This is a genomic window from Albidovulum salinarum (assembly GCF_025673475.1).
Classification (GTDB): Bacteria; Pseudomonadota; Alphaproteobacteria; order Rhodobacterales; family Rhodobacteraceae; genus Albidovulum; species Albidovulum salinarum.
Genome location: NZ_JAOVQO010000013.1, coordinates 102,684 through 125,002, shown reverse-complemented (window position 1 = coordinate 125,002; position 22,319 = coordinate 102,684). Strand labels below are relative to the sequence as shown.

The following is a 22,319-nucleotide window of genomic DNA, read 5'->3' as shown; positions in this document are numbered from 1 at the left end:
TGGAGTGTTCCGCTATGTTTTAGGCGGGCAGTTCACTTGGCGCGGAGCGTAAGTACGGGTGCAAATGAGTTCTCCCTGACGAATTCGGCATTGCGTATGTCGTTGCCCAATACTTGTTCAGGATCCTTGCGGATGCCGCCGAAAAGCTGGAGGCTTGGCGTAGATGCGACAACGAGCAACGGCCGCACGCGGCGCTCGAAAACTTGGCGCCGAACGCCTTTGCAGCCCTACCGAAACCAGCCTGAAAGGTCGCATGAAGCCCGGGCCATAGACGGCGAGAAGCCCGACGGCGCGAATGCCATAATCAAGGAGGGACCACTTTTCAGGAGGCGGGCCTGTTTCAGCGGTCTTCTGCGTTCTCCGCCGTCGCGGGTTCGGAGAGAAAATCCTCGATGAGCGAATGAAACAATGCAGGTTTTTCGAGATGTGCCGCATGTGATGCGCCGGGAATTACGGAAAGACGCACATCAGGAAGATTGGTCCAGAGCGTCTCGACCTGCGGCCAGCGATATGAGCGATCGGCGTCGCCCCATACCACAAGTGTTGGCATGGTAAGGCTTGTTAGCGCCGAACGACCATCCCAAGCCGCCATCGCGCCTAGCCCAGCCTCGGCGGCCGGGCGGCGGGCGCAAGCGCCGATCTGGGTAATGAGCCGGTAACCTCGCGCCTCGGCACCTCTCTTGAACCAGGTCGCGCCGATCCGCCCGATCGTCGCCTCGACTCCATCGGTCAGCAGGCGCTCGCGCGAGGTTGCAATGGGCTCAAACCGGTCTGGCATCAAACCAAGCGGGCCGGTCCCATAGAGAATAAGCCGCAACACGCTTTGGGGCCGCATGCGCGCCATTTCCTGAACGACCATGCCGCCCATGGAATGGCCAAGCAAGATGAAGTCGCCGACCGCCAGTTCGTCGAGCAAGCCGAATACCGCCTCGGCCATTCCCGCGATGGTGTCGCATGCGGGACGATCGGCTGCTGCGCCGAACCCGGGTAGGTTCGGCGCAATCACGTCATACCGGTTCGAGAAATGGTCGAGCTCATGACGCCATTGCTCCGCCCCGCCAAGATAGCCATGCACCAGCACGAAGGAAGGCCCGCTACCGGCGCGGAGGTAGGGTAGCCCGTCCATCAGCGCATCTGGCCCGGGAGCCAGAGCGCAACGTCCGGCGCCACGATGAGGATCATGATCAGCAACACCATCGCCGCGATGAAGGGCAGGCAGCCCATGATGACGTCGCCGATGCTCACCTTGTCCCGACTGATCGCCTGAATCACGTAGAGGTTCAGTCCCACCGGCGGCGTCAGCACCGCAATTTCCATGGTGATCGTGTAGACCACGCCGAACCAGATCAGATCAAAGCCAGCCGCAGCCATCAGCGGAAAGATCGTCGGCAGGGTGATGAAGGTCATCGAGACCGGCTCGAGGAACATGCCCAGCACGATGTAGAAGACGATGACGATCGCCAGCACCGTATAGGGTGACAGGTCGAAGGACAGGAACAGCTCGGTGAACTGCTGCGGCACCCGATAGTACGTGAGGACGAAGCCGAAGAGCACGCCAGCCGATAGCAGGAGCCCGAGATATCCCATCGTCCGCATAGTGGCGAAAAGTGCGTCCTTGAATCCTTGCCACGTCAGCCCGCCGACGCCAAAGGCCATGATCACCGTCAATAGCGCCGCCACCGCCGCGGCCTCGGTCGGCGTCGCGATGCCGGCATAGATGGCCACGGTGATAACGAGACCGATAAGGGCCACGGGGCCAACGGTGCCGAGGATCATCGTCAGCGGCATTTTCGCCGCGTCTTCGCTTGACGGAATATCGTCGGGCCGGAGCCTGCCCCAGATCAGCACAACGATGACGAAGCCGCTGACCAGGATGATGCCCGGAATGACCCCTGCGATGAACAGGTCGCCAATGCTCTGATCCGTGACGATGCCGTAAAACAGCAGGATCAGGCTGGGCGGGATGAGAACTGACAGGGTTCCGCCCGCGGCAAGAACGCCGGAAGAAAGCCGCTTGCCATAACCGAGACGCAGCATCTCGGGCAGTGCCACGCCGCCGATGGTCAGTGCGCCGACCATAGATGACCCGCAGACCGCGCCGAAACCCGCGCTTGCACCGATGGAGCCGTAGGCGGCCGACCCCTTGAGCCGCACGCCCTGATGCAGGAACTGGTAGAGGTTCGGTCCGATGTTCGATTTGCCTATGAGTTCACCGAGGAAGACGAACAAGGGCACCGCGAGAAGGATGTAGTCGATCCAGACCCCCCAGAGCTTCAGCTCGGTCGAGACGACAGAAGTCGACCATCCCTGGATGTCCCAGAGAAACGGCAGAGACGCGGCGGCGAGCGCGAAGGGGATGGGCAGGCCGATAACGATGAAGATCATCAGCAGGATCAACAGCCCGAGACCGACGGAATACCACTCCATCAGGCGTCTCCTTCCGAGGCGAGCGTCAGAACCAGGCGGAACAGCCTGAGCGCAACATAAAACGCGAACAGCAGAAGCGCCACCGCGCCCGGCGCCCAGAACCACCAGCGCGGCCAGTGCAGGATTTCCGATGCGACGCCCGAGTTGAAGGATCGGATCGTTGCGCTGACGCCCGCATAGGCCAGGAACACGCCGACACCCAGCATGATCGCGTGGTTTATGATGGCGAAGACGTGCTGCACCCGCATCGAAAAGTGATCGACGAGCATCGTCACCTTCGGCATTGCATCCTCGCGGAGCGAGAAAGCGAGACCTGCGAAAGCGACGGGGAAAAGCAGCAGCGCGGTTGCCTCCGTCACCAGCCGGTCGGGTTTGCCCAAACCGTAACGCGTAAAGACCCCGTAGGAGATCCAGAGCATCTGGATCAGCACGATGATCCCGCCGGCGGCGGCGGCCCAGACGACGATCCGCTCGATTCTTCGGATCAGATGGTCCAATCCCTCAGTCATAACTTGCCTCGCTTTGCCGGAACACGCGTGGCGGCCCCGGATGAGACGCGGGGCCGCCGGGTGGTCGCACCGTCAGGGAGCGTGGCTTGCCAGAAGCTCGCGAACTTGGCCGGCCAGTTCGGCGCCGCAGGCCTCATCAACGGTTACATCCCACTTGTCCTTTACGCTTGCGATCAACGCACTGCTGGCCTCGGCCGACAGGTTCTCTTCCGTCCCGCCCGCTGCAACCGCGGCTGCAACCTGCTCGTCCACCCAACCTTCATATTTCGGCTGAAGCCAGACTTCGGTCTCGGCGGCGGCCTCGGAGACCGCGGCCTGCTCTTCGGCCGTGAGCGCGTCGAACTTGTCCTTGTTCATCATGTAGATAATGTTGCCGTAGAACAGGTTCGCATTGACCATGTGGGGCATGACGTCCCAAAGCTTCCAGGACGAATAGGTGGCGACGCCCATGTTGATCCCGTCGACGACGCCGCGCTCGGCGGACTGGAACACTTCCTTCGGTGCCACGAACACCGGTTCGCCGCCCCAGGTTTCGATCATCATCGACACGAGCGGGCCGATCGAGCGAACAAGCTTGCCGTCCAGCTTGCCGATGTCGCCCATTGGTTCCTCGAACCACCACTCCTGATCGTAGGAATAGTTCGAGTTGATAAGCGGCACGAGCCCCTGCTGTGCCGCCTCGTTACGGATGAGGTTGGCGTAGTCGGCGTCGAGTTTCGGCTGTTCGGACAGATCCACGAGCGCCGGGTAGAGTGACGTCACAGCATAGCACGGCAGGCGATTGTCTGCATTGATCCACGAGATATCCGAGACGCCGCCCTGAAGTGAGTCTACCCCCTCGGACCAGCCATGGAGCGTCGAGGACGGGAACACCTCTACCTTGACGCTGCCCCCGGTCTTTTCGGCGACCAGATCAGCGAAATGCACAAATCCTTCGTAGCGGATGTCGGCTTCGTTCACATAAGTACTGAGACGCACCGTGGTCTCTGCAACGGCAGGAAACGCGGCCATCGTAACAATGGCGAAGGCGGTAGTGCAGGTGAGCTTCGATGTCATGATCATCTCCCGGTTGAGAAGGCTCTTCGACGGTCTTTTGTGCCGTCAGCCTTTGCGGGCTGCGCCGGGCGCAGCCGGTAGGCAAGTCTAAGCAAGTGAAGGCGAACCGCGCCAATTCAAACATGTCATCCAATCATGCCGAAATTGCATGACGCTCGGAGCCGTGTAGCATGGCGCTGTCGAGGAGGAGGCGATGGACCTGAATTGGTTGCAGGATTTTGCCTGTCTGGCGCGGACGTTGAACTTCACGCGTGCGGCAGAGGAGCGGAACATCACCCAGCCCGCCTTCAGCCGCCGTATCAAGGCGCTGGAGAATTGGATCGGCGTCCCGCTGATCAAGCGATCGACCTATCCCGTCCAGCTTTCGGAGGCAGGACAGCAATTCCTGCCCGTCGCGCGGAACGCCATCGCGGAACTCACCGATATGCGCCAGACGCTCCGAGCGCAGGAGCGGGGCGTCACCGCGTTTCAGCGTTTCGCGGTGCTGCACACGATCTCCGTGAACTACCTCTCCCGGCGCATCGGCCAGATGGAGCAGGACATTCCGAATCTGCGTGTCCGCGTGTATTCCGACAATCTGCGGACCTGCTGTCAGATGCTGTCAGACGGCACTTGCGACTTCCTGCTCTGCTATAGCCACCAGGACGTTCAGCCGATCTTCGACGAGGCGCAGTTCACGCGAAAAGACATCGGCACCGAAAAGATGTTCCCGGTAGCCCAGGCCGAGGCCGCAAGCCGGCACGGCTGGAATCTGGATGCCGCGAACGTCGCGCCGATACCCTATCTCGGATACGATCCCAGCAGCTTCCTTGGCGCCGTGGTCGACCAGACGATCGGACGCCGAGAAGCGCCGCTCGCCCTTCGCTACATGGACGCACTCACCGAAGCCATCAAACGCCGAACGCTGTCGGGCAGCGGCCTTTCCTGGCTTCCGGAAAGCGTGGTCGCTGAAGAGATGGCGGATGGTCGGATCGCGCGGGTCGGCGGAGAAAGTTGGGAAGCCACGCTGACGCTGTCGCTCTTCTGCTCGCTCGATCGTCTCGACAAGACCGGTCGGGACGTCTGGGAAACCCTTTAAACAACCGCCCATCCATACCTGCCCCGTGCGCCCGGACCACATTCTTCGCCAAGTCCGGTCCGACGGGGTAATCTCCAACTCGATGGCCTCCCAAATTGGATCGTTGCGGTCCCGCCTTGGCAAATGGATTCCGCCGAATGGGCGGTTACACCATCAACGCCCATCCACTGCGTCGGTGGCAGACTATGGCTTGCCGCCCATTTCGACCTGGACTTTCTTGCGGCGCCTGAAAATTGCGACCGCCGCGCCCACCTTCGGGAAGATATTGCCGCCGCTCGTTTGTGCCTTCGCCTGCCTGAGCGCAAATGTGATCTGCGCGTCCGTAAATCGTTCCTTCGGCATCTGGACACTCCGTTCCTTTTGGAAATGTGCAGGGATACTCGCACCCCGCCCGGATCGGTTCTCAGGGTCAGGATCCTGCGAACAACCCTGGCCGCGGCCGCCCCGCGGCAGACGATGTGGACGCCGCCAACAGGGGCCTGCCGCGCAAGGTCCGGCGCGCATTTCCCAACCCGCCTCGAGACGGGCAAATCTTTTCCGGGGAGGGAGAATCCCGGTCAAGAACCGATTTGTGCCGCGGGGTGCTTGACCGCCCCCACGCGGCTAACTAGAAGGCGATCTGATCTCTGACAGTTCAGGTATAGATCGAATCACCCGTGATAACCGCCACAATCTGGGGCGGGTGTTTTGCCTTGCGCGGAATCAATTATCCCTCCGGTGGTTGGATTATCGCCGTGTTTGTTGTGTCAGGAAAGCTGGATGGACAGGTATGACTATCTTGGATGTTAACAGTCAGAACTCTACTCTTGTTGAAGGACGACATCCGTCCGTCGAAATCGAGACGCGGTATGGTCCTTTTTGCATCCCCGGCAGCTCAGACATAATCGGAAACTCCCTGCGTGAGTACGGGGAATGGGCGCAAGCCGAGCTGGAAATACTTTTCCATTTTATGGCTTACGGCGAAACCGTCGTCGACGGCGGAGCTTGTTTTGGAACACACGCGCGGGCGTTTTCGGAAAGAGTTGGCGTACGCGGACGGGTGATCTGTTTCGAGCCATCGGCCGAGAACCGGTCAGTGTTGGAACGGAATGCTGCACTTTCCGCTGTGCGGAACATCGACGTTCGGGCTCGTGGTCTCGCCGAAATGACGGGGCGCGGGCGCTTGATTGAACCGCAGTGCGGGAATGCGGGCGGCATCCGGCTGGCGGCGGATGCGGAAGACGGCCCGGTCGAACTCGTGCGGCTCGACGATGAAATTGACGGCGCGGTGCACTTCATAAAGCTCGACCTTGAGGGGGGCGAACTCCCGGCCCTCAAGGGGGCGGCCCGAATTCTGGCCGATCACAGGCCGGTCGTGTTTAGTGAAGTGCTTGATGTCGGTCGCGGCCTCGATCTGCTGCGCCACATGCAGGGGCAGGGCTATTTCTGCTGCGGACTCAATACTCCCGCGTTCACGCCCGCCAACTTCAATCACTCGGCACTCGACATTTTCGCCGGCGGGACGGAATGCGGCCTGTTGTTCCTGCCCTCCGAAAATGCGGCGAGGTTCTCAGAACGGATCGACGCACTTGCCCTACCACTCATCGAAACGGCCGATGATCTGGTGCTGCTGCTGCTGCAGCAACCCCAATACAGCCGCGAAACGCTTCGACAGCAGATCGCGGCGCGCCGGTTGCGGGTGCCTCCGGCATCGTGCGATTCGGAGCGCACCGAGGCTGAGGTTGCCGAGAGCCGGGAAGCTGCCGAGCGTGCCAGGGCTGAGGCTGCGGAGAGTCGGGAGGTTGCCGACCGCGCTCGGGCCGAGGCTGCGGAGAACCGGGAAGCTGCCGATCGCGCTCGGGCCGAGGTTGCCGAGAGCCGGGAAGCTGCCGACCGTGCCAGGGCTGAGGCTGCGGAGAGTCGGGAGGTTGCCGACCGCGCAATAACGGTGGCTGCTGAGAGCCGGGTTGCAGTCAATCGCGCCGAGGCAGCGGCCGCCGAGAGCCGGGATGTCGCCCGCCGCGCCGAAGCCGACTGTTCGCGGCGTTTTGGCATCGCGCAGGCGAGGCTGGACGAGTTGCACAAGCTGCATGAACAGTGGGGCGTGCAGCATGCCGCGGCATTGCGGCTTGCCAACCGGGCTCGGAAGTTCCCGTTTTCCCTTTACTTCTGGCTGAATGCCCGCCACCGCCGCGCCACGCGCAGTCTGCTCCGGTCCGCCGATATGCCGAATCTGGTTCAGGCGCGGATCACGCAGCTCAAGACCATCTTCGACGCTCCGCCGCCAAAACCGGCGCCAAAACCGCTAGCTCGGACCAGCAGCAAGCAGGTCGAGGTCCTGCGCGCGATTTCGTCCCGGATCGGACAGTCCGTACTGGCGCCGCTGCCCGAGATCCTCGAAGCGGTGCTCGAGGCGGAAGCGATTACCTTCGCACTCGCGCAGGCAAGCAAACAGGTTGTCGTGAGCGTGTCGCACGACAACTACCTGAAAGTTACCGGCGGTACGCAGATCTGCATTCAGATCGAGGCCGCCCGCACCGCGACCGCCGGCATGGCTTATCTGAACATTCACCCGGTGCGCACTTGCACAGCGCTGCTGCCGGAAAGCGAGACCGACACGGCCGTGTTCCGCCTGACGCTGGACGGTTCCGTGATCGGGGTGGCACGGTATGCCGACATAATGGCGGCGGTAGAAAGCCTGACGGTTCTGGGGAAAAGCTTCCGGTTCGTCGTCCATCACCTGCTTGGCCACGCTCCCGAGGCGGTCGCGCGGCTGATCGAGGCAGGCGGAGACAGCCGCTGCTGTTTCTGGCTCCACGACTTCTTCGCCGCCTGCCAGAGCTACACGTTGATGCGCAACACCATCAGCTATTGCGGCGCGCCCGGCGTCGGATCGCCGGCGTGTGGAATCTGCGTCTTTGGCGCTTCCCGCGCCGCGCATATGCAGCGCCTCAGAGAGTTCTTCGACCGGATTGCCGTGACGGCGCTGGCGCCGTCTCAGGTCGCCGCGGATGTCTGGACCAGAGCCTGCGATTACAGGCTGCACGACGTGGTCGTGCAACCGCACATCACTCTTGACGCGGTGGCTCGGCCAAAGCCGTTGCCAAGCCTCGGTCGTGCGGATGCCGCGCCGATCAGGGTTGCGTTCGTTGGGGCGCCGGTCGCCCACAAGGGCTGGCTCGAATTCGAACGGCTGGTCGCGGATCATTCCGCCAGCACGGAAATCGAGTTCCACTATTTCGGGCGTCATGAGGTCAAGCTGGATATCGCCAGGCATTACGTCGCGGCGTCGTCCGAAGCGCCCGATGCGATGACCCGCGCGCTGACCGCAGCCGGCATCGATTTCGTTCTTCATTTCGCAGGTTGGCCTGAGACCTTTTCGTTGACCGCCGCCGAGGCGCTGGCGAGCCATGCCTTCGTTGTGACGGACGTGCGCTCGGGTAATGTCGCGGCGTTGGTGCAAGCCACGGGCCGCGGTGTGGTCATGGACTCTGCAGACGCCGTGTCGGAGTGGCTCAACAGTTCCGAATGCCGCGACCTGGCGCTGCGAGTCCGCGAGCAGCGGCGAGCCGAGACCTTGCACGCCCGATACAGCGATATGGCGATACCAACTCTTCAAAGAATGACCGCGGCATGAAAGTCCACGCCTATACAAGCTTTTCGTTCAGCTACCTGAATCGTGCCCGTGTGCTTGCCAGTTCGCTGCGCAGGCAGCACCCCGATTGGGTGATCTGGGCTGTGATCACGGACCATCCACCCCCGGGCTTCCGGTTCAACGCCGCCGACGAAGATTTCGACCGGGTCGTTACCGCCGACGAGCTGTTCGGCGATATCACCGAGCCCTGGCTGTTTCGTCACGACATCGTCGAGGCATGCACGGCGGTCAAGGGGCGCGCGCTTCTGCATATCATGGAGCAACCGGACGCGGAGAAGATCGTCTATTTCGACCCTGACATCGCGGTATTCGGCCCGATGCAGCCGGTCGTGGATCTTCTGGATGACTGGTCGATCGTGCTGACCCCTCACCAAACCACTCCCGACACCGAAGAAATGGCCGTGCGCGACAACGAGATCACCTCGCTGCACTATGGCACCTACAACCTCGGTTTCCTGGCTGTTCGTAACGATGCCGAAGCGCGCGCGTTTGCCGAATGGTGGACTGCGCGGCTACACACGTGGTGCGTCGATCGGCTGGATATCGGGGTCTTCGTCGATCAGAAGTGGTGCAACCTGATCCCCTGCTATTTCGATAGCGTCAAGGTGCTGCGCGATCCGGGTTACAATGTTGCCAGCTGGAATCTCAGCCACCGGAGGGTCACGATCCCGGCGGACGGATCGATCCTGGTCAACGGCGTGCCGCTGCGGTTCTACCACTTCACCAAGCTCGGTCCTGTCGGCGACACGATGACCGAGCGCTACGCAAAGGACAATTTCGAGGTTCACGAAGTCTGGGCCTGGTATCGGCGCGAAGTCGAACGTTTCACAGATCAACTGATCCCAAAGGGGTGGTGGTACTACGGCATATTCCGTGACGGATCACCAATTCCCAAATCGGCGCGCGAGCTGTTCCGCGATCGTGCCGACCTGCAGAAGGCATTCCCGAATCCATTCAAGACGGACTTTCGAGAGTGGTTGGTAAAAAACACCAAACTGATCGCGAACGCCTAGGTTCCAGGTGACGGCGACGCGGTCGTCGATGCGGTCCGGCGAAGTGGTGCGGTCGGTCTCAACCGTCACCACGGTGCTTGGCGTGGCCCCCGTGATCAGCATGCCCGCGCGAGACCTTTGCCGGCCGGACGATCACGCCATTGATCCCTGGTTTCCAATGTTGTGCAGCCGGTGTGCGTGATTGATCGCGGTGAGCGCTATCTGCCGGGGCGCGTTCCGGCAGTCGCGATCTCGGCCGTGCTTGCCGGGTCCCGATGATGGGGTTACCGGGCGGCGGCAGCGCGGCGACGGGGTGTCACCGCGATGCGCACTCGACGCGGCAACGCGATTCAAGCCGCGCTCTGGAACTCCGGCGGGGACGCAGGCGCGTCGGCTTCGCATCGTTCACGGCGGTGTTCGCGGAAAGACCGTCCAAGATCGCTCCAAGCGAATTCCGCCGGTCGCCGATCGGGTTAATGCTGCAGGGAACCGTGATTTCGGCAAATTGGTGATCACAAGATTTTTTTATGTGATCACAAATTCGATCTTTATCGCTAACGCGTGAGGATTCGTCGTTTTTGCGCCATAAGCGACGTGACATGAGCGGGATTTGCGGTCATGAAGTACTCGATGCCCGCCGGCGTTTCTGCGCTGCCGCGAGGCTGAGGCAAGAGAGGGACCGACCATGGCCGACGTCAACCGGGGCAACCGTCCGCTGTCGCCGCATCTCCAGATCTATCGCTGGCAGGTGCCGATGCTCACCTCGATCCTGACCCGGATCAGCGGCAACGCGCTGGTCGTGGCGGCGGCCCTGATCGTCTGGTGGCTCCTGGCGGCGGCGACGAGCGAGAGCTATTTCGCCGTGGCCGACGCGGTCTTGAGATCATGGCTCGGCAAGCTGGTCTTCCTCGGCTCCATCTGGGCGATCTGGTACCACTTCCTCGCCGGGCTCCGGCATCTTTACTACGACAGCGGCCGCGGCCTCGACATTCCGACCGCCGAGAAGCTCGGCTGGGGCTGCATCATCGGATCGGTCGTGCTGACCCTTCTCACCGTCATCATCCTCTGAGGGAGCAGGACCATGCGTTACCTCACTGACCGCAAGCGCGCAGAGGGCCTCGGCTCGGCCAAGTCCGGCACGCTGCATCACTGGCACATGATGGTCTCGGCCGTCGGGCTGGCGATCCTCGTGCCGCTCTTCATCTTCACCTTTGGCGGCATCCTCGGCGCGCCCCATGAGGAGGTCGTCGCCTATTACAGCCGGCCCTTCCCGGCGATCGTCGCGGGGCTGACGATCCTGATCGGCCTTTACCACTTCAAGAACGGCGCCCAGATCGCGATCGAGGACTACACCCACGGGATCGTCCGCAAGCTCTCGATCATCGCGGTAACCTGCTTCTCCTACGGCCTGATGGCCACCGGGCTTTACGCGCTGATCCGGCTCGCGCTCTGAGGGACTGACAAGATGACAGCTTATCCGTACGAAGTTCACGAATACGACGTGGTCGTGATCGGCGCCGGCGGCGCCGGGCTCCGGGCCACGCTCGGCATGGCCGAGCAGGGGCTCAGGACCGCCTGCGTGACCAAGGTCTTCCCGACCCGCTCGCACACGGTCGCGGCGCAGGGCGGCATCGCGGCCTCCTTGGGCAACATGGGGCCGGACAGCTGGCAGTGGCACATGTACGACACCGTGAAGGGGTCGGACTGGCTCGGCGATACCGATGCGATGGAATACCTCGCCCGCGAGGCGCCGAAGGCCGTCTACGAGCTTGAGCATTACGGCGTGCCGTTCAGCCGCACCGAGGAGGGCAAGATCTACCAGCGCCCCTTCGGTGGCCACACGACCGAGTTCGGCGAGGGCCCCCCGGTGCAGCGCACCTGCGCCGCCGCCGACCGCACCGGCCACGCGATCCTGCACACGCTCTATGGTCAGTCCCTCAAGAACAACGCCGAGTTCTTCATCGAGTATTTCGCGCTCGACCTCATCGTCACCGACGGTCGCTGCACCGGGGTCGTGGCGTGGAAGCTCGATGACGGCACGATCCATGTCTTCAACTCGAAGATGACGGTGCTCGCGACCGGCGGCTACGGCCGCGCCTATTTCAGCGCGACGAGCGCCCATACCTGCACCGGCGACGGCGGCGGCATGGTGGCGCGGGCGGGCCTGCCCTTGCAGGACATGGAGTTCGTGCAGTTCCACCCGACCGGCATCTACGGATCGGGTTGCCTGATCACGGAAGGCGCGCGCGGCGAGGGCGGGTATCTGACCAACTCCGAGGGCGAGCGGTTCATGGAACGCTACGCGCCGACCTACAAGGATCTGGCCAGCCGCGACGTGGTCTCGCGCTGCATGACGGTCGAGATCCGCGAGGGCAGGGGTGTGGGTGCCGAGGGCGACCACATCCACCTCCACCTCAATCACCTGCCGCCCGAGACTTTGCACGAGCGGCTGCCCGGCATCTCGGAATCGGCGAAGATCTTCGCCGGCGTCGACGTGACCAAGGAGCCGATCCCGGTCCTGCCGACGGTGCATTACAACATGGGCGGCATCCCGACGAACTACTGGGGCGAGGTGCTGAACCCCACGAAGGACAGCCCCGACGCGGTCTTCCCCGGCCTGATGGCGGTGGGCGAGGCCGGCTGCGCCTCGGTGCACGGCGCCAACCGGCTCGGGTCGAACTCGCTCATCGACCTCGTGGTGTTCGGCCGCGCCGCGGCTATCCGCGCGGGCGAGGTGGTGGACCCGAGGGAGCGCAGCCAGCCCGTCAACAGGGCCGAGGTCGACAAGGCGCTTTCGCGCTTCGACGGCTTCCGCAACGCCAAGGGCGCCGTGCCGACGGCCGAGTTGCGCCTCGAGATGCAGAAGACCATGCAGGCCGATGCCGCGGTCTTCCGCACCGACAAGACGCTCGCCGAAGGGGTCGAGAAGATGAAGAAGGTCGCCGCCAAGATGGACGACCTTGCCGTCACCGACCGCTCGCTGGTCTGGAACTCCGACCTGATGGAGACGCTGGAACTGGCGAACCTGATGCCGAACGCGCTTGCGACCATCGTCGCCGCCGAGGCGCGCAAGGAAAGCCGCGGCGCGCATGCGCACGAGGACTACCCCAAGCGCGACGACGCGACCTGGCGGGTGCATTCGCTGGCCCATGTCGACGGCGCCAGGGTCACGCTCTCGACCCGGCCGGTGCATCTCGACCCGCTGACGACCGAGAAGGAGGGCGGGATCGACCTCAAGAAGATCGCGCCGAAGGCGAGGGTCTATTGATGCGCAGAGACAGTCGAGTCGCGTTCATAATCCTCGGGGCGACCGTGGCGCTGACCGCATGCGGCTCGCCGAAGGCGGATATTGCAACCTCGTGTTTGTTCGAGGTCAACCCGCCCGGCGCCTATACCTATCCCGGTGGCGTTTCGGCGCCGACGGTGACGCCGGCCGAAGGTGGCACCGCGGAAGGGGCCGCGGCGGTGAACGCCTGCATTCAACGCCGCGCGGCGGCGCTGGGGGCGCCAATCGCTACGTCCGCCTCGGCGCTGGACGGTGCGTCTGCCGCGTCGGCCTCGACCCCGATCCGGGAGTATAACGCCGTCCAGAGCGGCGGCGGCATGACGGTGCGGACCTATACCTACGGCACGCCGCCCGCCGCGGCCGCGCCGGGGGCGCCGACGACCGATCTCGCCTATACGCCGCGCCAGCGCGGCGCGGCCGCGATGACCGGCGGCGCGGGCTATCGCGGCTCCTATCTCGAAGGCGGCACCGGCACGGCCACCTACGCTGCCGACGTGGTGCCGACGCGCGCCGCGGCGCCGAAGCCCGCCAAGGGCAAGCTGCCGCTGCCGGTCGAATACCCGCTCCTGCCCGGCGATGCCGAACGGTGGAACTCGCTGACGCTCGCCGAGCAGCAGCGCGCGCTCCTGTTCCTCAAGGACGGTTCCACGATCGGCGCTTCACTGAGGACCGACTGATGCGGATCCCTGTCGCCCTTGCCGCCGTCGGCCTGCTGCCCGGCTGTGTCGCGGTCATCACCGCCGACGCGACGCGCAAGGAATCGCGGCTGGCGATCGACAAGGTGCTGTCTGCCGAACGGCCCGACCTGCCCGCCGAAGCTGGCGGTTGCGTGCTGAAGGCGATGACACTGCCCGAAAGCGTGCAGCTCGGCCTCGCCGACAACTACAAGGCGGTCTCGGCCGAGAACCGCGCGCTGATCCTGTCCTATGCCGACCGCCCGAAGGCGGCGGCCTGCATCGCCGCCCTGCCGGCGGCGGCCACCGAATGACACGCGCCCAGACCCGCGAGCAAAGGGGATAGCCCATGGTCCAGTTCACCCTTCCGAAGAACTCGAAGATGCGGGTCGGCAAGACCTGGCCGAAGCCTGCCGGCGCGACCAATGTCCGCAAGTTCCAGATCTACCGCTGGGATCCCGATACCGGTGAGAACCCGCGTGTCGACACCTATTTCCTCGACATGGACAAGTGCGGGCCGATGGTTCTGGACGCACTGATCAAGATCAAGAACGAGATCGACCCGACGCTGACCTTCCGTCGCTCCTGCCGGGAAGGCATCTGCGGCTCCTGCGCGATGAACATCGACGGGATCAACACGCTCGCCTGCATCTACGGGCTCGACGAGATCACCGGCGACGTGAAGATCTATCCCCTGCCGCACATGCCGGTGGTGAAGGACCTGATCCCGGATCTGACGCATTTCTACGCCCAGCACGCCTCGATCATGCCCTGGCTCGAGACCAAGACCAACCGGCCTGCGAAGGAGTGGCGCCAGTCGATCGAGGACCGCAAGAAGCTCGACGGGCTCTACGAATGCGTGATGTGCGCCTCCTGCTCGACCTCGTGCCCGAGCTACTGGTGGAACGGCGACCGCTACCTCGGCCCGGCCGCGCTCCTGCACGCCTACCGCTGGATCATCGACAGCCGCGACGAGGCCACCGGCGAGCGGCTCGACCAGCTCGAGGATCCATTCAAGCTCTACCGCTGCCACACGATCATGAACTGCGCCAAGACCTGCCCGAAGGGTCTCAACCCCGCCAAGGCCATCGCCGAGATCAAGCGGCTGATGGTCGAACGCGTGGTCTGAGCGGGGCCGCCCGGCCTAGTTCAGCGGATGGGCGCTCCAGTCGGTGCGCGAGATCGACCAGACCCGCGCGAGCGACGGACAGCAGCGCGGGTCATTGGGGCCGAGGACGGTCGTCGTGACCTCGATCCGGTCCGGCAGGAACTGCGCGTTTCGCGGCTCCATGCCAAAGACGTTGCTGACCGTGCGGTTCATGGAGAAGCCGGCGTCACCGCGCGCGTAGTACGCCACCCTGATGTCCACATTGCCCGCCGATCCGACGATCTCCGGATAGACGACGCCGATCGCCTCTCGCGCGAGTGCAGGATCGGGATTGTCGGGAAGCCAGGCGAAGGCCGCGATTTCTTGTCCGGGTGCGAGGGTCTGGATCAGGAAGCCCCGGACATCACCCCAGCCGGACAGATCCTGGGCTGTCGCGGCAGTCGCGAACGTTGCGGCGCAGAGCGCGGCGGCGAGGAGTCGCAGGCCAGAACGCAGAGTCATGGAGGCCCCCCCCCGGGGGTGATTGACCTTCGGGAAAGTGTGAACGTGGGCGCGCCACGGGTCAATGCACCAGCGCGGATCGGCGCCCCTTAACGCGGAGTCATTCCCGGTCTATATGGCAGATGTCGCTCCGCCCCTTCAGCCGCCGGAAACCGCGCCCATGGCCCTCATCGACCGAGCGAAGATCAAGGCGCTTGCGAAACGCAGCCGGCGCTTCCTCGCGCGCGTCAACCGCAAGGTGCCACCGGGGCTGCGGACGGTGCTCGGGCTGCTCCTGATCGTGGGCGGCTTTCTCGGCTTCCTGCCGGTGCTCGGCTTCTGGATGATCCCGCTCGGGATCGGCGTCGTCTGGCTCGACATCCGCGCCTTCCGCAAGGGACGGCGCAACCGGACCGGCCGCTAGCCAGCCTCGGCGGGAACGATCTCGACCTCCGACTTTGCCAGCCGCCGGTAGAGCGTCAGCCGCCGGTGGATCGGCCACCAGTCGTAGAGCAGCGTCTCGAGCGGCCGCCAGTTCGAGACCCAGCCGAGGATCGCGAGGCCCTCCCCGAGAAACTGCGTGAGCGGCGAGGCGCCGATCAGCGCCGGCAGCGACTCGCGGATCAGCAGGCAGAGCGCGAGCACCGAGAGGCCGATCGCGAGGTAGCGGCGCCCCATGCGGAACTGTTCGCGGCGGTCACGCGCCTCCGAGTCCGCCCAGTAGGTGAAGTTGGCGCGGATCGCCGCCGCGACATCGCCGGCGCCGGCGCGGGCCGCCTCCGGCCCCGGCAGGTGCAGGCGCAGCCGGAAGGCCGCGTCCGACGGGTATTCCCGCGCCCAGCCGACGATGTAGTCAAGCGCCTTGGGGTCGAGGTCGCGGTCATGGAACGGCGAGGGGTCGAGCGACTCGAACAGCGACTCGATACGCGCGATGCGGACATCGATGGTGGCGACCGGCGCGGACGGTTTCGGCATGGGGTTCTCCGGCATGGGACCGGCGGATATTACATCTCCGCGCGGCGCGTGCTAGGGCAGGGCATGCCGATCCTGCTTCTGATCCTGCTCCTCGGCGTCTTCACCTATCTCTGGCTCGCGCGCCGGGGCAAGACGCTGACACGCGCCTGCCGCTGGCGGCTCGACCGCGCGCTCGGAGCGGACCGCTATCGCTGCGCCGCCTGCGGCGCGGTCACGACCGGCGCGCCGCGCCATTGCCTGCGCGGGGACTGACCGCGTTCAGACCAGTTTAGGGATGCCGCCGGGCAGGGTTGCGGCCTCCACCAGCCCGTAGCGCAGCCCGCGCCCGATGCGATGGGCGAGCGCGGACCATTGCGCGGCGGTCTCGGGCGCGAGTTCGTGCCGGAGCACGGAGTCGAAGAGCCCGAGCCAGGGGTCGAACATGCCGGGCCGGACGTTGCCGGCCTCCTGGTGGACCGCCATCGGGTTGCCATCGTAGCCGCGCTCGTAGAGGATCGCGTTGCGCCAGAAGGCGGCGATCTTCACCTCGTGCGCGGGCCAATCCTTGACATGCGCCGCGAAGACCGGGCCGAGGCCGGGATGCTCCCGGACGCTGGCATAGAATGTCGCGACTACGCGGTCGATCTCCTCGGGGGTCACGGAAAAGCGCGGGGGGATGGCGGGCATTGCGGTTCCTTTCGGCGCGATCCTGCCCGCTTCCGACGCTCCCCGCAATGCGCCGCTTTGCCGCCGTCACTCGTCGTAGAGCCGCTTCTCCTCGTTGTCCTTCATCGACTGCTCCACGTCTTCGAGCGTCCGTTCGAGCTTCGCATGTTCGATGAGCGCCTGCGCATAGGTCGGCAGCCCGTCGGTCGGCGCCGCCTGATCCGGCTGCCAGAGACGCGAGCGGATCACCGACTTGCCGCAATGGTAGAAAGCCTCCTCCACCCGCACGAGGATCGCGAATTCCGGCACCCGGCCATTGATCGCCATCGTCTCGCGAAGCGCGCGGTCGCGGACAACGCGGGCGGAACCGTTGACGCGCACCACCTCGTTGCGGTTCGGCACCATGAACATCAGCCCGATGCGTCCGGTCTCGAGGATGTTGGCGAAGGTGTCGAAGCGGTGGTTGCCCGGCCGGTCGGGGATCGCCAGCGTCCAGTCGTCCACCACCTTGACGAAGCCCGCCGGATCGCCCTTCGGGGCGACATCGACGCGGCCCTCCCGGTCGTGGGTGCCGATCGTCACGAAGGGCGAGCGTTCGATCCAGACCCGCACGATGGGGTCGATCCGGTCGATGATCTTGCCGGTCTGCGAGGCGAATTCGTCGGGGATGACCGAGCGGATCTCGTTCAGGCTCGCCACGACGGCAGTCGGTTCGTAAGGGGCCATGCGACACCTCCTTTACCTCGGAGCACATGGGAATTATAGCACGGGCCATGATGTGTCTGCAGCACGGCATACGAATTACGAACCCGGCGCTCTGAACAAGAGACGCCGGGCAAAGGTGTCCGAGACTTCGCACCGCCCCATAGACCGCGACAGACCGACCAGAAGGACACCCCGATGTGCGCCGATAAGACCGATATGCACCCCGATTACCGCAGCACCGTCTTCCTGCCCGAGACCGATTTCCCGATGCGCGCAGGCCTGCCGCAGCGCGAGCCGGACTGGCTCGCCCGGTGGGAGCGGATCGGCGTCTACGACCGGCTGCGCGAGAAGCAGGGCCGGGTGCCCTTCACGCTGCATGACGGCCCGCCCTACGCCAACGGCCACCTCCATATCGGCCACGCGCTGAACAAGGTCCTGAAGGACATGGTGGTGCGCTCACAGCAGATGATGGGCAAGGACGCGCGCTACGTTCCCGGCTGGGACTGCCACGGCCTGCCGATCGAATGGAAGATCGAGGAGCAGTACCGCAAGAAGGGGCTGAACAAGGACGACGTGGACGTGGTGGCCTTCCGCCAGGAATGCCGCAAGTTCGCCGAAGGCTGGATCGACGTCCAGCGCGAGGAGTTCAAGCGGCTGGGCGTGACCGGCAACTGGGCCGATCCTTACCTCACGATGGACTACCACGCCGAGGCGGTGATCGCCGAGGAGTTCCTGAAGTTCCTGATGAACGGCTCGCTCTATCAGGGCTCCAAACCCGTGATGTGGTCACCGGTCGAGAAGACCGCGCTCGCCGAGGCCGAGGTCGAGTATCACGACCATACCAGCCACACGATCTGGGTTCGGTTCGTTGTGACGGATGTGCGTTCGACTGGTGTGGCAGGTGATGGCGCTGATCTGCGTGGTCCCGCGGGAGCCTTTACGAAAATTGATCAACTCAAAGCCGCAACCGTCGTGATCTGGACCACGACCCCGTGGACGATCCCGCAGAACCGCGCCGTCGCCTTCAACCCCGAGATCGCCTACGGGCTCTACGAGGTTGTCGCGGTCGGCGAGAACGCCTCGGCCAGGCCCGGTGAAACGGTCATCCTCGCGGATAACCTCGCCGCTTCGGTCTTCACCGCCGCGCGGGTCGAGGAATCCAAAAAGCTCCGCGACGTGAGCGCCGAGGAGCTTGGCGCGCTGACGCTCGCCCATCCGCTGCACGGCGTCGAAGGAGCCAGTGGCGAATGGGATTACGACGTCCCGATGCTGCCCGGCGATCATGTCACCGACGACGCGGGCACCGGCTTCGTCCACACCGCGCCGAGCCACGGCGACGACGACTACCAGCTCGGGCTGAAGTACGGCCTCAAGATGACCTACAACGTCATGGAGGACGGCTCCTACCGCGCCGATCTGCCGCTCTTCGGCGGCGAGGCGATCATCACGGCCGAGGGCAAGGAAGGGCCGGCCAACGTCTCGGTGATCAAGCAGCTTGCTTGGGCGGGCAAGCTCTTCGCCAAGGGCAAGGTCAAGCATTCCTATCCGCACAGCTGGCGCTCGAAGGCGCCGCTCATCTACCGGAACACGCCGCAATGGTTCGTCGCCATCGACGCCAAGCTCGGCGACGGCATGGGCGAGTACGGCGACACGATCCGCGCCCGTGCGCTCAAATCCATCGACGAGTTGGTCGCCTGGACCCCGAAGACCGGGCGCAATCGGCTCCACTCGATGATCGAGGCGCGGCCCGACTGGGTGCTCTCGCGCCAGCGCGCCTGGGGCGTGCCGCTGACTTGCTTCGTCCGCAAGGGCGCGATGCCGACCGATCCGGACTTCCTCCTGCGCGATCCGGCGGTCAACGCCCGCATCGTCGCGGCCTTCGAGGCCGAGGGCGCCGATGTCTGGTATCGCGAGGGCTTCAAGGAGCAGGTGCTCGGCAATGACCACGATGCGGCGGCCTACGAGCAGGTCTTCGACGTGCTCGACGTCTGGTTCGATTCCGGCTCGACCCATGCCTTCGTGCTGCGCGACCGGCCCGACGGGACCAAGGACGGCATCGCCGACCTCTATCTTGAAGGCACCGACCAGCATCGCGGCTGGTTCCATTCCTCGATGCTGCAGGCCTGCGGCACCAAGGGCCGGGCGCCCTATCACGGCGTCCTGACCCATGGCTTCACGCTCGACGAGAAGGGCATGAAGATGTCCAAGTCGCTCGGCAATACCGTCGCCCCGCAGGAGGTCATCGACGAATACGGCGCCGATATCCTGCGCCTCTGGGTGGCGCAGTCGGACTACACGGTGGACCTTCGCATCGGCAAGGAGATCCTGAAGGGCACCGCCGACAGCTACCGACGGCTCCGCAACACCATGCGGTTCCTCCTCGGCAACCTCGCCGGCTTCTCCGAGGCCGAGCGCGTCGATCCCGCCGAGATGCCGGAACTCGAACGCTGGGTCCTGCACCGGCTGGCCGAGTTGGATCACACCGTCCGCAAGGGTTACGCGAAATACGACTTCCAGGGCGTGTTCCAGACCCTCTTCACCTTCTGCACCGTCGACCTCTCGGCGATCTATTTCGACATCCGCAAGGACGTGCTGTATTGCGACGGCGCGGACAGTATCGACCGCCGCGCGACGCGGACCGTGCTCGACCTGCTGTTCCACCGGCTCGCGACCTGGCTCGCGCCGATCCTCGTCTTCACGATGGAGGATGTCTGGCTCTCGCGCTTTGCCGGCGAGGACACCTCGGTCCATCTCGTCGACATGCCCGAGACGCCGGCCGACTGGCTCGACGAGCCGCTTGCGCAGAAATGGGAAAAGATCCGCCGGGTCCGCCGGGTGGTGACGGCGGCGCTGGAGGTGCAGCGCACCGCCAAGGTCATCGGCGCCTCGCTCGAGGCCGCCCCGGTCGTCCATGTCGAGGATGCCGAGACGCTGAAGGCGCTGCAATCGGTGCCCTTCGCGGACATCTGCATAACGTCGGGCATGAGCCTCACTGCTGACCCGGTGCCGCAGGAGGCGTTCCGCCTGCCCGAAGTGCCGGGCGTCGGTGTCGTCTTCGAGGCGGCCGACGGCGAGAAGTGTCAGCGGTGCTGGAAGATCCTGCCGGACGTCGGCAGCCACGGCCACGACGGCACCTGCGCGCGCTGCGACGACGTGCTGGGTTGAGGCACGCCGCGATCCGAAGATGAGGCACGGCGAGCGGGCGCGATAGTCGCGCCCGTTTCCGTTATGCCCTGGTCCCGCCGGGCAGGAGCCAGGCTTGCAGCAGCTCCGCCAGCATCTCCTGCAAGGTTTGTTTCTGGTGCAGGGCGCAGAAATGCAGCGCGATGACATGGATCAGGAAGGCCTGCACGCCCGATGAGAGTAGCGCGGGCGTAACATCCCTGCGGAAGGGGCCGAGCGCCAGCCACTCGCCCAGCACCTGATCGGTGCGGGCGAAGGTCTGCGCGATCGGGCCGATCTCGGCCTTCCCCGCCGCGCCTGAATGGCGCAGGATCAGGTCGAAGACATAGCGTTCGGAAATCATCACCGCGACCAGCGGCATCAGCGCCTCGATGATCGCCGGCACGTCGGCGGGCGCGGGCAGCGCCTCGATCCGGTCGAGCGCGGCGTCGATCCGTGTGCCGATCAAGAGTTCGAGCAACGCCTCCTTGTCGCGGAAATGGGCGAAGAACGTGCCCTTGGCGACGCCGGCGCGCAGAACCACCTCCTCGACCCGCATCGCCTCGTACCCCGCCTCGGTAATGACCTCTTCGGCCGCCGCGATCAGCCGCGCGCGGGTCTCGAGGGTTCGCTTCTGGACGGCTCGGGTCATGCTGCCTTCTAGCGCATGTTTTGACCGCGGTCAAATTTATAATTGACCGCGGTCAGTTTCCTTTATAATAGTGACCTCGGTCAATTTAAGGGGGCGATCATGTCGGCGAAACGCATCTTCATTCTCAACGGTCATCCCGGGGCGGTGTCGCTGTCGCGCAGCCTTGCCGAGATCTACGCCCGCGCCGCCCGGGCCGCCGGCCACGAGGTTCGGGTGGTGCATCTGAGCGAACTGGAGTTCGATGCCGACTTCGGTCAGGGCAGTTTCCAGGATCCGAAGCCGCTGGAACCCGTGCTGGAGAACGTGATGCGGGATCTGTCTTGGTCCAATCACTTTGTGCTGGCGATGCCGATGTGGTGGGGCGGACTGCCGGCCAAGCTCAAGGGGCTGATCGACCGCAGCTTCCTGCCGGGGACCACGTTCGACACCCGTGCGACGACCCGGCTCGGCATGCCCTCGCCGCTTCTGACCGGGCGCAGCGCGCGGGTCATCGTGACATCGGACACGCCGGGCTGGTTCCAGCGGCTGATATACCGCAACGCCCTGATCCATCAGCTTCGCGGCCAGGTGCTCGGTTTCGTCGGCATTCGCCCGGCTCGCTTCACCTGGTTTTCCGGCGCGAGCCATCCCGGCGAGGGACTCGTGGACCGTTGGGCACGGACCGTCGAAGGTCTGGGCGCGCGGGCATGTTGACGCTTCGACCCGCTGGCGAGGCGAAGGTTTCGCTCAGAGAGCGTCCCAGCAGCCGAACCGGGCGCGGAGGTCGTCGCGGGTCAGGCCCATATCGTCGATCAGATGATCGTCGCCCCGCCGCAGGAGCGCGCGGATGCGCGCCCGGGCAGCCCGGCGGTCGCGCCAGTCGGCGAGGACCCTGCCGATCGGCCGGGGCGGCAGGACAGTGGAAAGGCGGTATCGGACGATCCGGTGCAGCATGGC

General features: G+C 64.7%; 24 protein-coding genes and 2 pseudogenes. 15 read left to right on the top strand and 11 right to left on the bottom strand.

Going from position 1 to position 22,319, the window contains the following annotated elements; genetic code table 11:
- Positions 1 to 116: 116 nt before the first annotated feature.
- Positions 117 to 245, top strand: a pseudogene (locus tag OEZ60_RS14655) (integrase core domain-containing protein); the annotation flags it as partial.
- A 95-nt stretch (positions 246 to 340) separates the two neighbouring features.
- Here OEZ60_RS14655 and OEZ60_RS14650 read toward each other — a convergent pair.
- The 4 genes from OEZ60_RS14650 to dctP all read right to left on the bottom strand — a co-directional run bounded on the left by OEZ60_RS14650 (position 341) and on the right by dctP (position 3,992).
- Positions 341 to 1,126, bottom strand: coding sequence for an alpha/beta fold hydrolase (locus tag OEZ60_RS14650; protein WP_263337693.1), 786 nt, complete (start codon positions 1,124 to 1,126; stop codon positions 341 to 343).
- Positions 1,126 to 2,427, bottom strand: a complete 1,302-nt coding sequence (locus OEZ60_RS14645) for a TRAP transporter large permease (protein ID WP_263337691.1) — start codon at positions 2,425 to 2,427, stop codon at positions 1,126 to 1,128. Before OEZ60_RS14645 ends, OEZ60_RS14650 begins: the two co-directional genes overlap by 1 nt.
- Positions 2,427 to 2,936: a TRAP transporter small permease gene (locus OEZ60_RS14640; protein ID WP_263337689.1), complete on the bottom strand. Its 510-nt coding sequence runs from the start codon at positions 2,934 to 2,936 to the stop codon at positions 2,427 to 2,429. Before OEZ60_RS14640 ends, OEZ60_RS14645 begins: the two co-directional genes overlap by 1 nt.
- A 72-nt stretch (positions 2,937 to 3,008) precedes the next feature.
- The gene (gene dctP / locus OEZ60_RS14635) at positions 3,009 to 3,992 is read right to left on the bottom strand and encodes a TRAP transporter substrate-binding protein DctP (protein WP_263337687.1); all 984 of its coding nucleotides are present in this window, start codon (positions 3,990 to 3,992) and stop codon (positions 3,009 to 3,011) included.
- A 193-nt stretch (positions 3,993 to 4,185) separates the two neighbouring features.
- On the opposite strand from dctP, the gene OEZ60_RS14630 reads away from it, so the two are divergent.
- The gene (locus tag OEZ60_RS14630) at positions 4,186 to 5,070 is read left to right on the top strand and encodes a LysR family transcriptional regulator (RefSeq protein ID WP_263337686.1); all 885 of its coding nucleotides are present in this window, start codon (positions 4,186 to 4,188) and stop codon (positions 5,068 to 5,070) included.
- A gap of 183 nt (positions 5,071 to 5,253) precedes the next feature.
- On the opposite strand, the gene OEZ60_RS14625 is transcribed toward OEZ60_RS14630, so the two are convergent.
- Complete coding sequence (locus OEZ60_RS14625; protein ID WP_263337684.1) at positions 5,254 to 5,412, bottom strand: hypothetical protein; 159 nt, start codon at positions 5,410 to 5,412, stop codon at positions 5,254 to 5,256.
- Between the two features lie 427 nt (positions 5,413 to 5,839).
- On the opposite strand from OEZ60_RS14625, the pseudogene OEZ60_RS22300 reads away from it, so the two are divergent.
- The 9 genes and pseudogenes from OEZ60_RS22300 to OEZ60_RS14580 all read left to right on the top strand — a co-directional run.
- Positions 5,840 to 6,388: pseudogene (locus OEZ60_RS22300) on the top strand (FkbM family methyltransferase); the annotation flags it as partial.
- An 87-nt stretch (positions 6,389 to 6,475) separates the two neighbouring features.
- Positions 6,476 to 8,686 carry a glycosyltransferase family protein gene (locus tag OEZ60_RS14615; protein WP_263337680.1) on the top strand — a complete coding sequence of 737 codons (2,211 nt, stop codon included), beginning with the start codon at positions 6,476 to 6,478 and terminating at the stop codon, positions 8,684 to 8,686.
- Positions 8,683 to 9,717 (top strand): glycosyltransferase family protein, encoded by a 1,035-nt coding sequence (locus OEZ60_RS14610; protein ID WP_263337679.1) that lies wholly within the window; start codon positions 8,683 to 8,685, stop codon positions 9,715 to 9,717. The genes OEZ60_RS14615 and OEZ60_RS14610 overlap by 4 nt, the downstream gene beginning before the upstream one ends.
- Before the next feature lie 664 nt (positions 9,718 to 10,381).
- Positions 10,382 to 10,765, top strand: a complete 384-nt coding sequence (gene sdhC, locus OEZ60_RS14605) for a succinate dehydrogenase, cytochrome b556 subunit (RefSeq protein ID WP_263337677.1) — start codon at positions 10,382 to 10,384, stop codon at positions 10,763 to 10,765.
- A 12-nt stretch (positions 10,766 to 10,777) separates the two neighbouring features.
- Positions 10,778 to 11,149, top strand: a complete 372-nt coding sequence (locus tag OEZ60_RS14600; RefSeq protein WP_263337674.1) for a succinate dehydrogenase, hydrophobic membrane anchor protein — start codon at positions 10,778 to 10,780, stop codon at positions 11,147 to 11,149.
- A gap of 12 nt (positions 11,150 to 11,161) precedes the next feature.
- Positions 11,162 to 12,964: a succinate dehydrogenase flavoprotein subunit gene (gene sdhA / locus OEZ60_RS14595; RefSeq protein WP_263337670.1), complete on the top strand. Its 1,803-nt coding sequence runs from the start codon at positions 11,162 to 11,164 to the stop codon at positions 12,962 to 12,964.
- Positions 12,964 to 13,659, top strand: coding sequence for a hypothetical protein (locus tag OEZ60_RS14590; RefSeq protein ID WP_263337669.1), 696 nt, complete (start codon positions 12,964 to 12,966; stop codon positions 13,657 to 13,659). Before sdhA ends, OEZ60_RS14590 begins: the two co-directional genes overlap by 1 nt.
- Positions 13,659 to 13,970 carry a hypothetical protein gene (locus tag OEZ60_RS14585; protein ID WP_263337666.1) on the top strand — a complete coding sequence of 104 codons (312 nt, stop codon included), beginning with the start codon at positions 13,659 to 13,661 and terminating at the stop codon, positions 13,968 to 13,970. Before OEZ60_RS14590 ends, OEZ60_RS14585 begins: the two co-directional genes overlap by 1 nt.
- Positions 13,971 to 14,005: 35 nt before the next feature.
- The gene (locus tag OEZ60_RS14580; RefSeq protein ID WP_263337663.1) at positions 14,006 to 14,785 is read left to right on the top strand and encodes a succinate dehydrogenase iron-sulfur subunit; all 780 of its coding nucleotides are present in this window, start codon (positions 14,006 to 14,008) and stop codon (positions 14,783 to 14,785) included.
- Between the two features lie 15 nt (positions 14,786 to 14,800).
- Here OEZ60_RS14580 and OEZ60_RS14575 read toward each other — a convergent pair whose 3' ends face one another.
- Positions 14,801 to 15,265, bottom strand: a complete 465-nt coding sequence (locus tag OEZ60_RS14575) for a hypothetical protein (protein ID WP_263337660.1) — start codon at positions 15,263 to 15,265, stop codon at positions 14,801 to 14,803.
- 160 nt (positions 15,266 to 15,425) lie between these two features.
- Between OEZ60_RS14575 and OEZ60_RS14570 the strand changes: the two genes are divergently transcribed.
- The gene (locus tag OEZ60_RS14570) at positions 15,426 to 15,668 is read left to right on the top strand and encodes a hypothetical protein (protein WP_263337658.1); all 243 of its coding nucleotides are present in this window, start codon (positions 15,426 to 15,428) and stop codon (positions 15,666 to 15,668) included.
- Here the strand turns inward: OEZ60_RS14570 and OEZ60_RS14565 are convergent.
- Positions 15,665 to 16,219, bottom strand: a complete 555-nt coding sequence (locus OEZ60_RS14565; protein WP_263337657.1) for a hypothetical protein — start codon at positions 16,217 to 16,219, stop codon at positions 15,665 to 15,667. The two genes, OEZ60_RS14570 and OEZ60_RS14565, sit on opposite strands and share 4 nt — an antisense overlap.
- Before the next feature lie 63 nt (positions 16,220 to 16,282).
- On the opposite strand from OEZ60_RS14565, the gene OEZ60_RS14560 reads away from it, so the two are divergent.
- Positions 16,283 to 16,471, top strand: a complete 189-nt coding sequence (locus OEZ60_RS14560) for a hypothetical protein (RefSeq protein ID WP_263337655.1) — start codon at positions 16,283 to 16,285, stop codon at positions 16,469 to 16,471.
- A gap of 6 nt (positions 16,472 to 16,477) precedes the next feature.
- On the opposite strand, the gene OEZ60_RS14555 is transcribed toward OEZ60_RS14560, so the two are convergent.
- Positions 16,478 to 16,885, bottom strand: coding sequence for a group III truncated hemoglobin (locus OEZ60_RS14555; protein WP_263337653.1), 408 nt, complete (start codon positions 16,883 to 16,885; stop codon positions 16,478 to 16,480).
- Between the two features lie 66 nt (positions 16,886 to 16,951).
- Positions 16,952 to 17,590 (bottom strand): MSMEG_1061 family FMN-dependent PPOX-type flavoprotein, encoded by a 639-nt coding sequence (locus OEZ60_RS14550; RefSeq protein ID WP_263337652.1) that lies wholly within the window; start codon positions 17,588 to 17,590, stop codon positions 16,952 to 16,954.
- Positions 17,591 to 17,764: 174 nt separating this feature from the next.
- Between OEZ60_RS14550 and ileS the strand changes: the two genes are divergently transcribed.
- Entirely contained in the window at positions 17,765 to 20,734 is a 2,970-nt protein-coding gene (gene ileS / locus OEZ60_RS14545) for an isoleucine--tRNA ligase (RefSeq protein ID WP_263337649.1), read from the top strand.
- 61 nt (positions 20,735 to 20,795) lie between these two features.
- Here ileS and OEZ60_RS14540 read toward each other — a convergent pair whose 3' ends face one another.
- Positions 20,796 to 21,383, bottom strand: a complete 588-nt coding sequence (locus OEZ60_RS14540; protein ID WP_263337646.1) for a TetR/AcrR family transcriptional regulator — start codon at positions 21,381 to 21,383, stop codon at positions 20,796 to 20,798.
- Positions 21,384 to 21,482: 99 nt separating this feature from the next.
- On the opposite strand from OEZ60_RS14540, the gene OEZ60_RS14535 reads away from it, so the two are divergent.
- Positions 21,483 to 22,076 (top strand): NAD(P)H-dependent oxidoreductase, encoded by a 594-nt coding sequence (locus OEZ60_RS14535; protein WP_263337643.1) that lies wholly within the window; start codon positions 21,483 to 21,485, stop codon positions 22,074 to 22,076.
- 33 nt (positions 22,077 to 22,109) lie between these two features.
- Here OEZ60_RS14535 and OEZ60_RS14530 read toward each other — a convergent pair whose 3' ends face one another.
- On the bottom strand, positions 22,110 to 22,316 hold the full coding sequence (locus OEZ60_RS14530) for a hypothetical protein (RefSeq protein ID WP_263337640.1): 207 nt from the start codon (positions 22,314 to 22,316) through the stop codon (positions 22,110 to 22,112).
- Positions 22,317 to 22,319 lie beyond the last annotated feature (3 nt).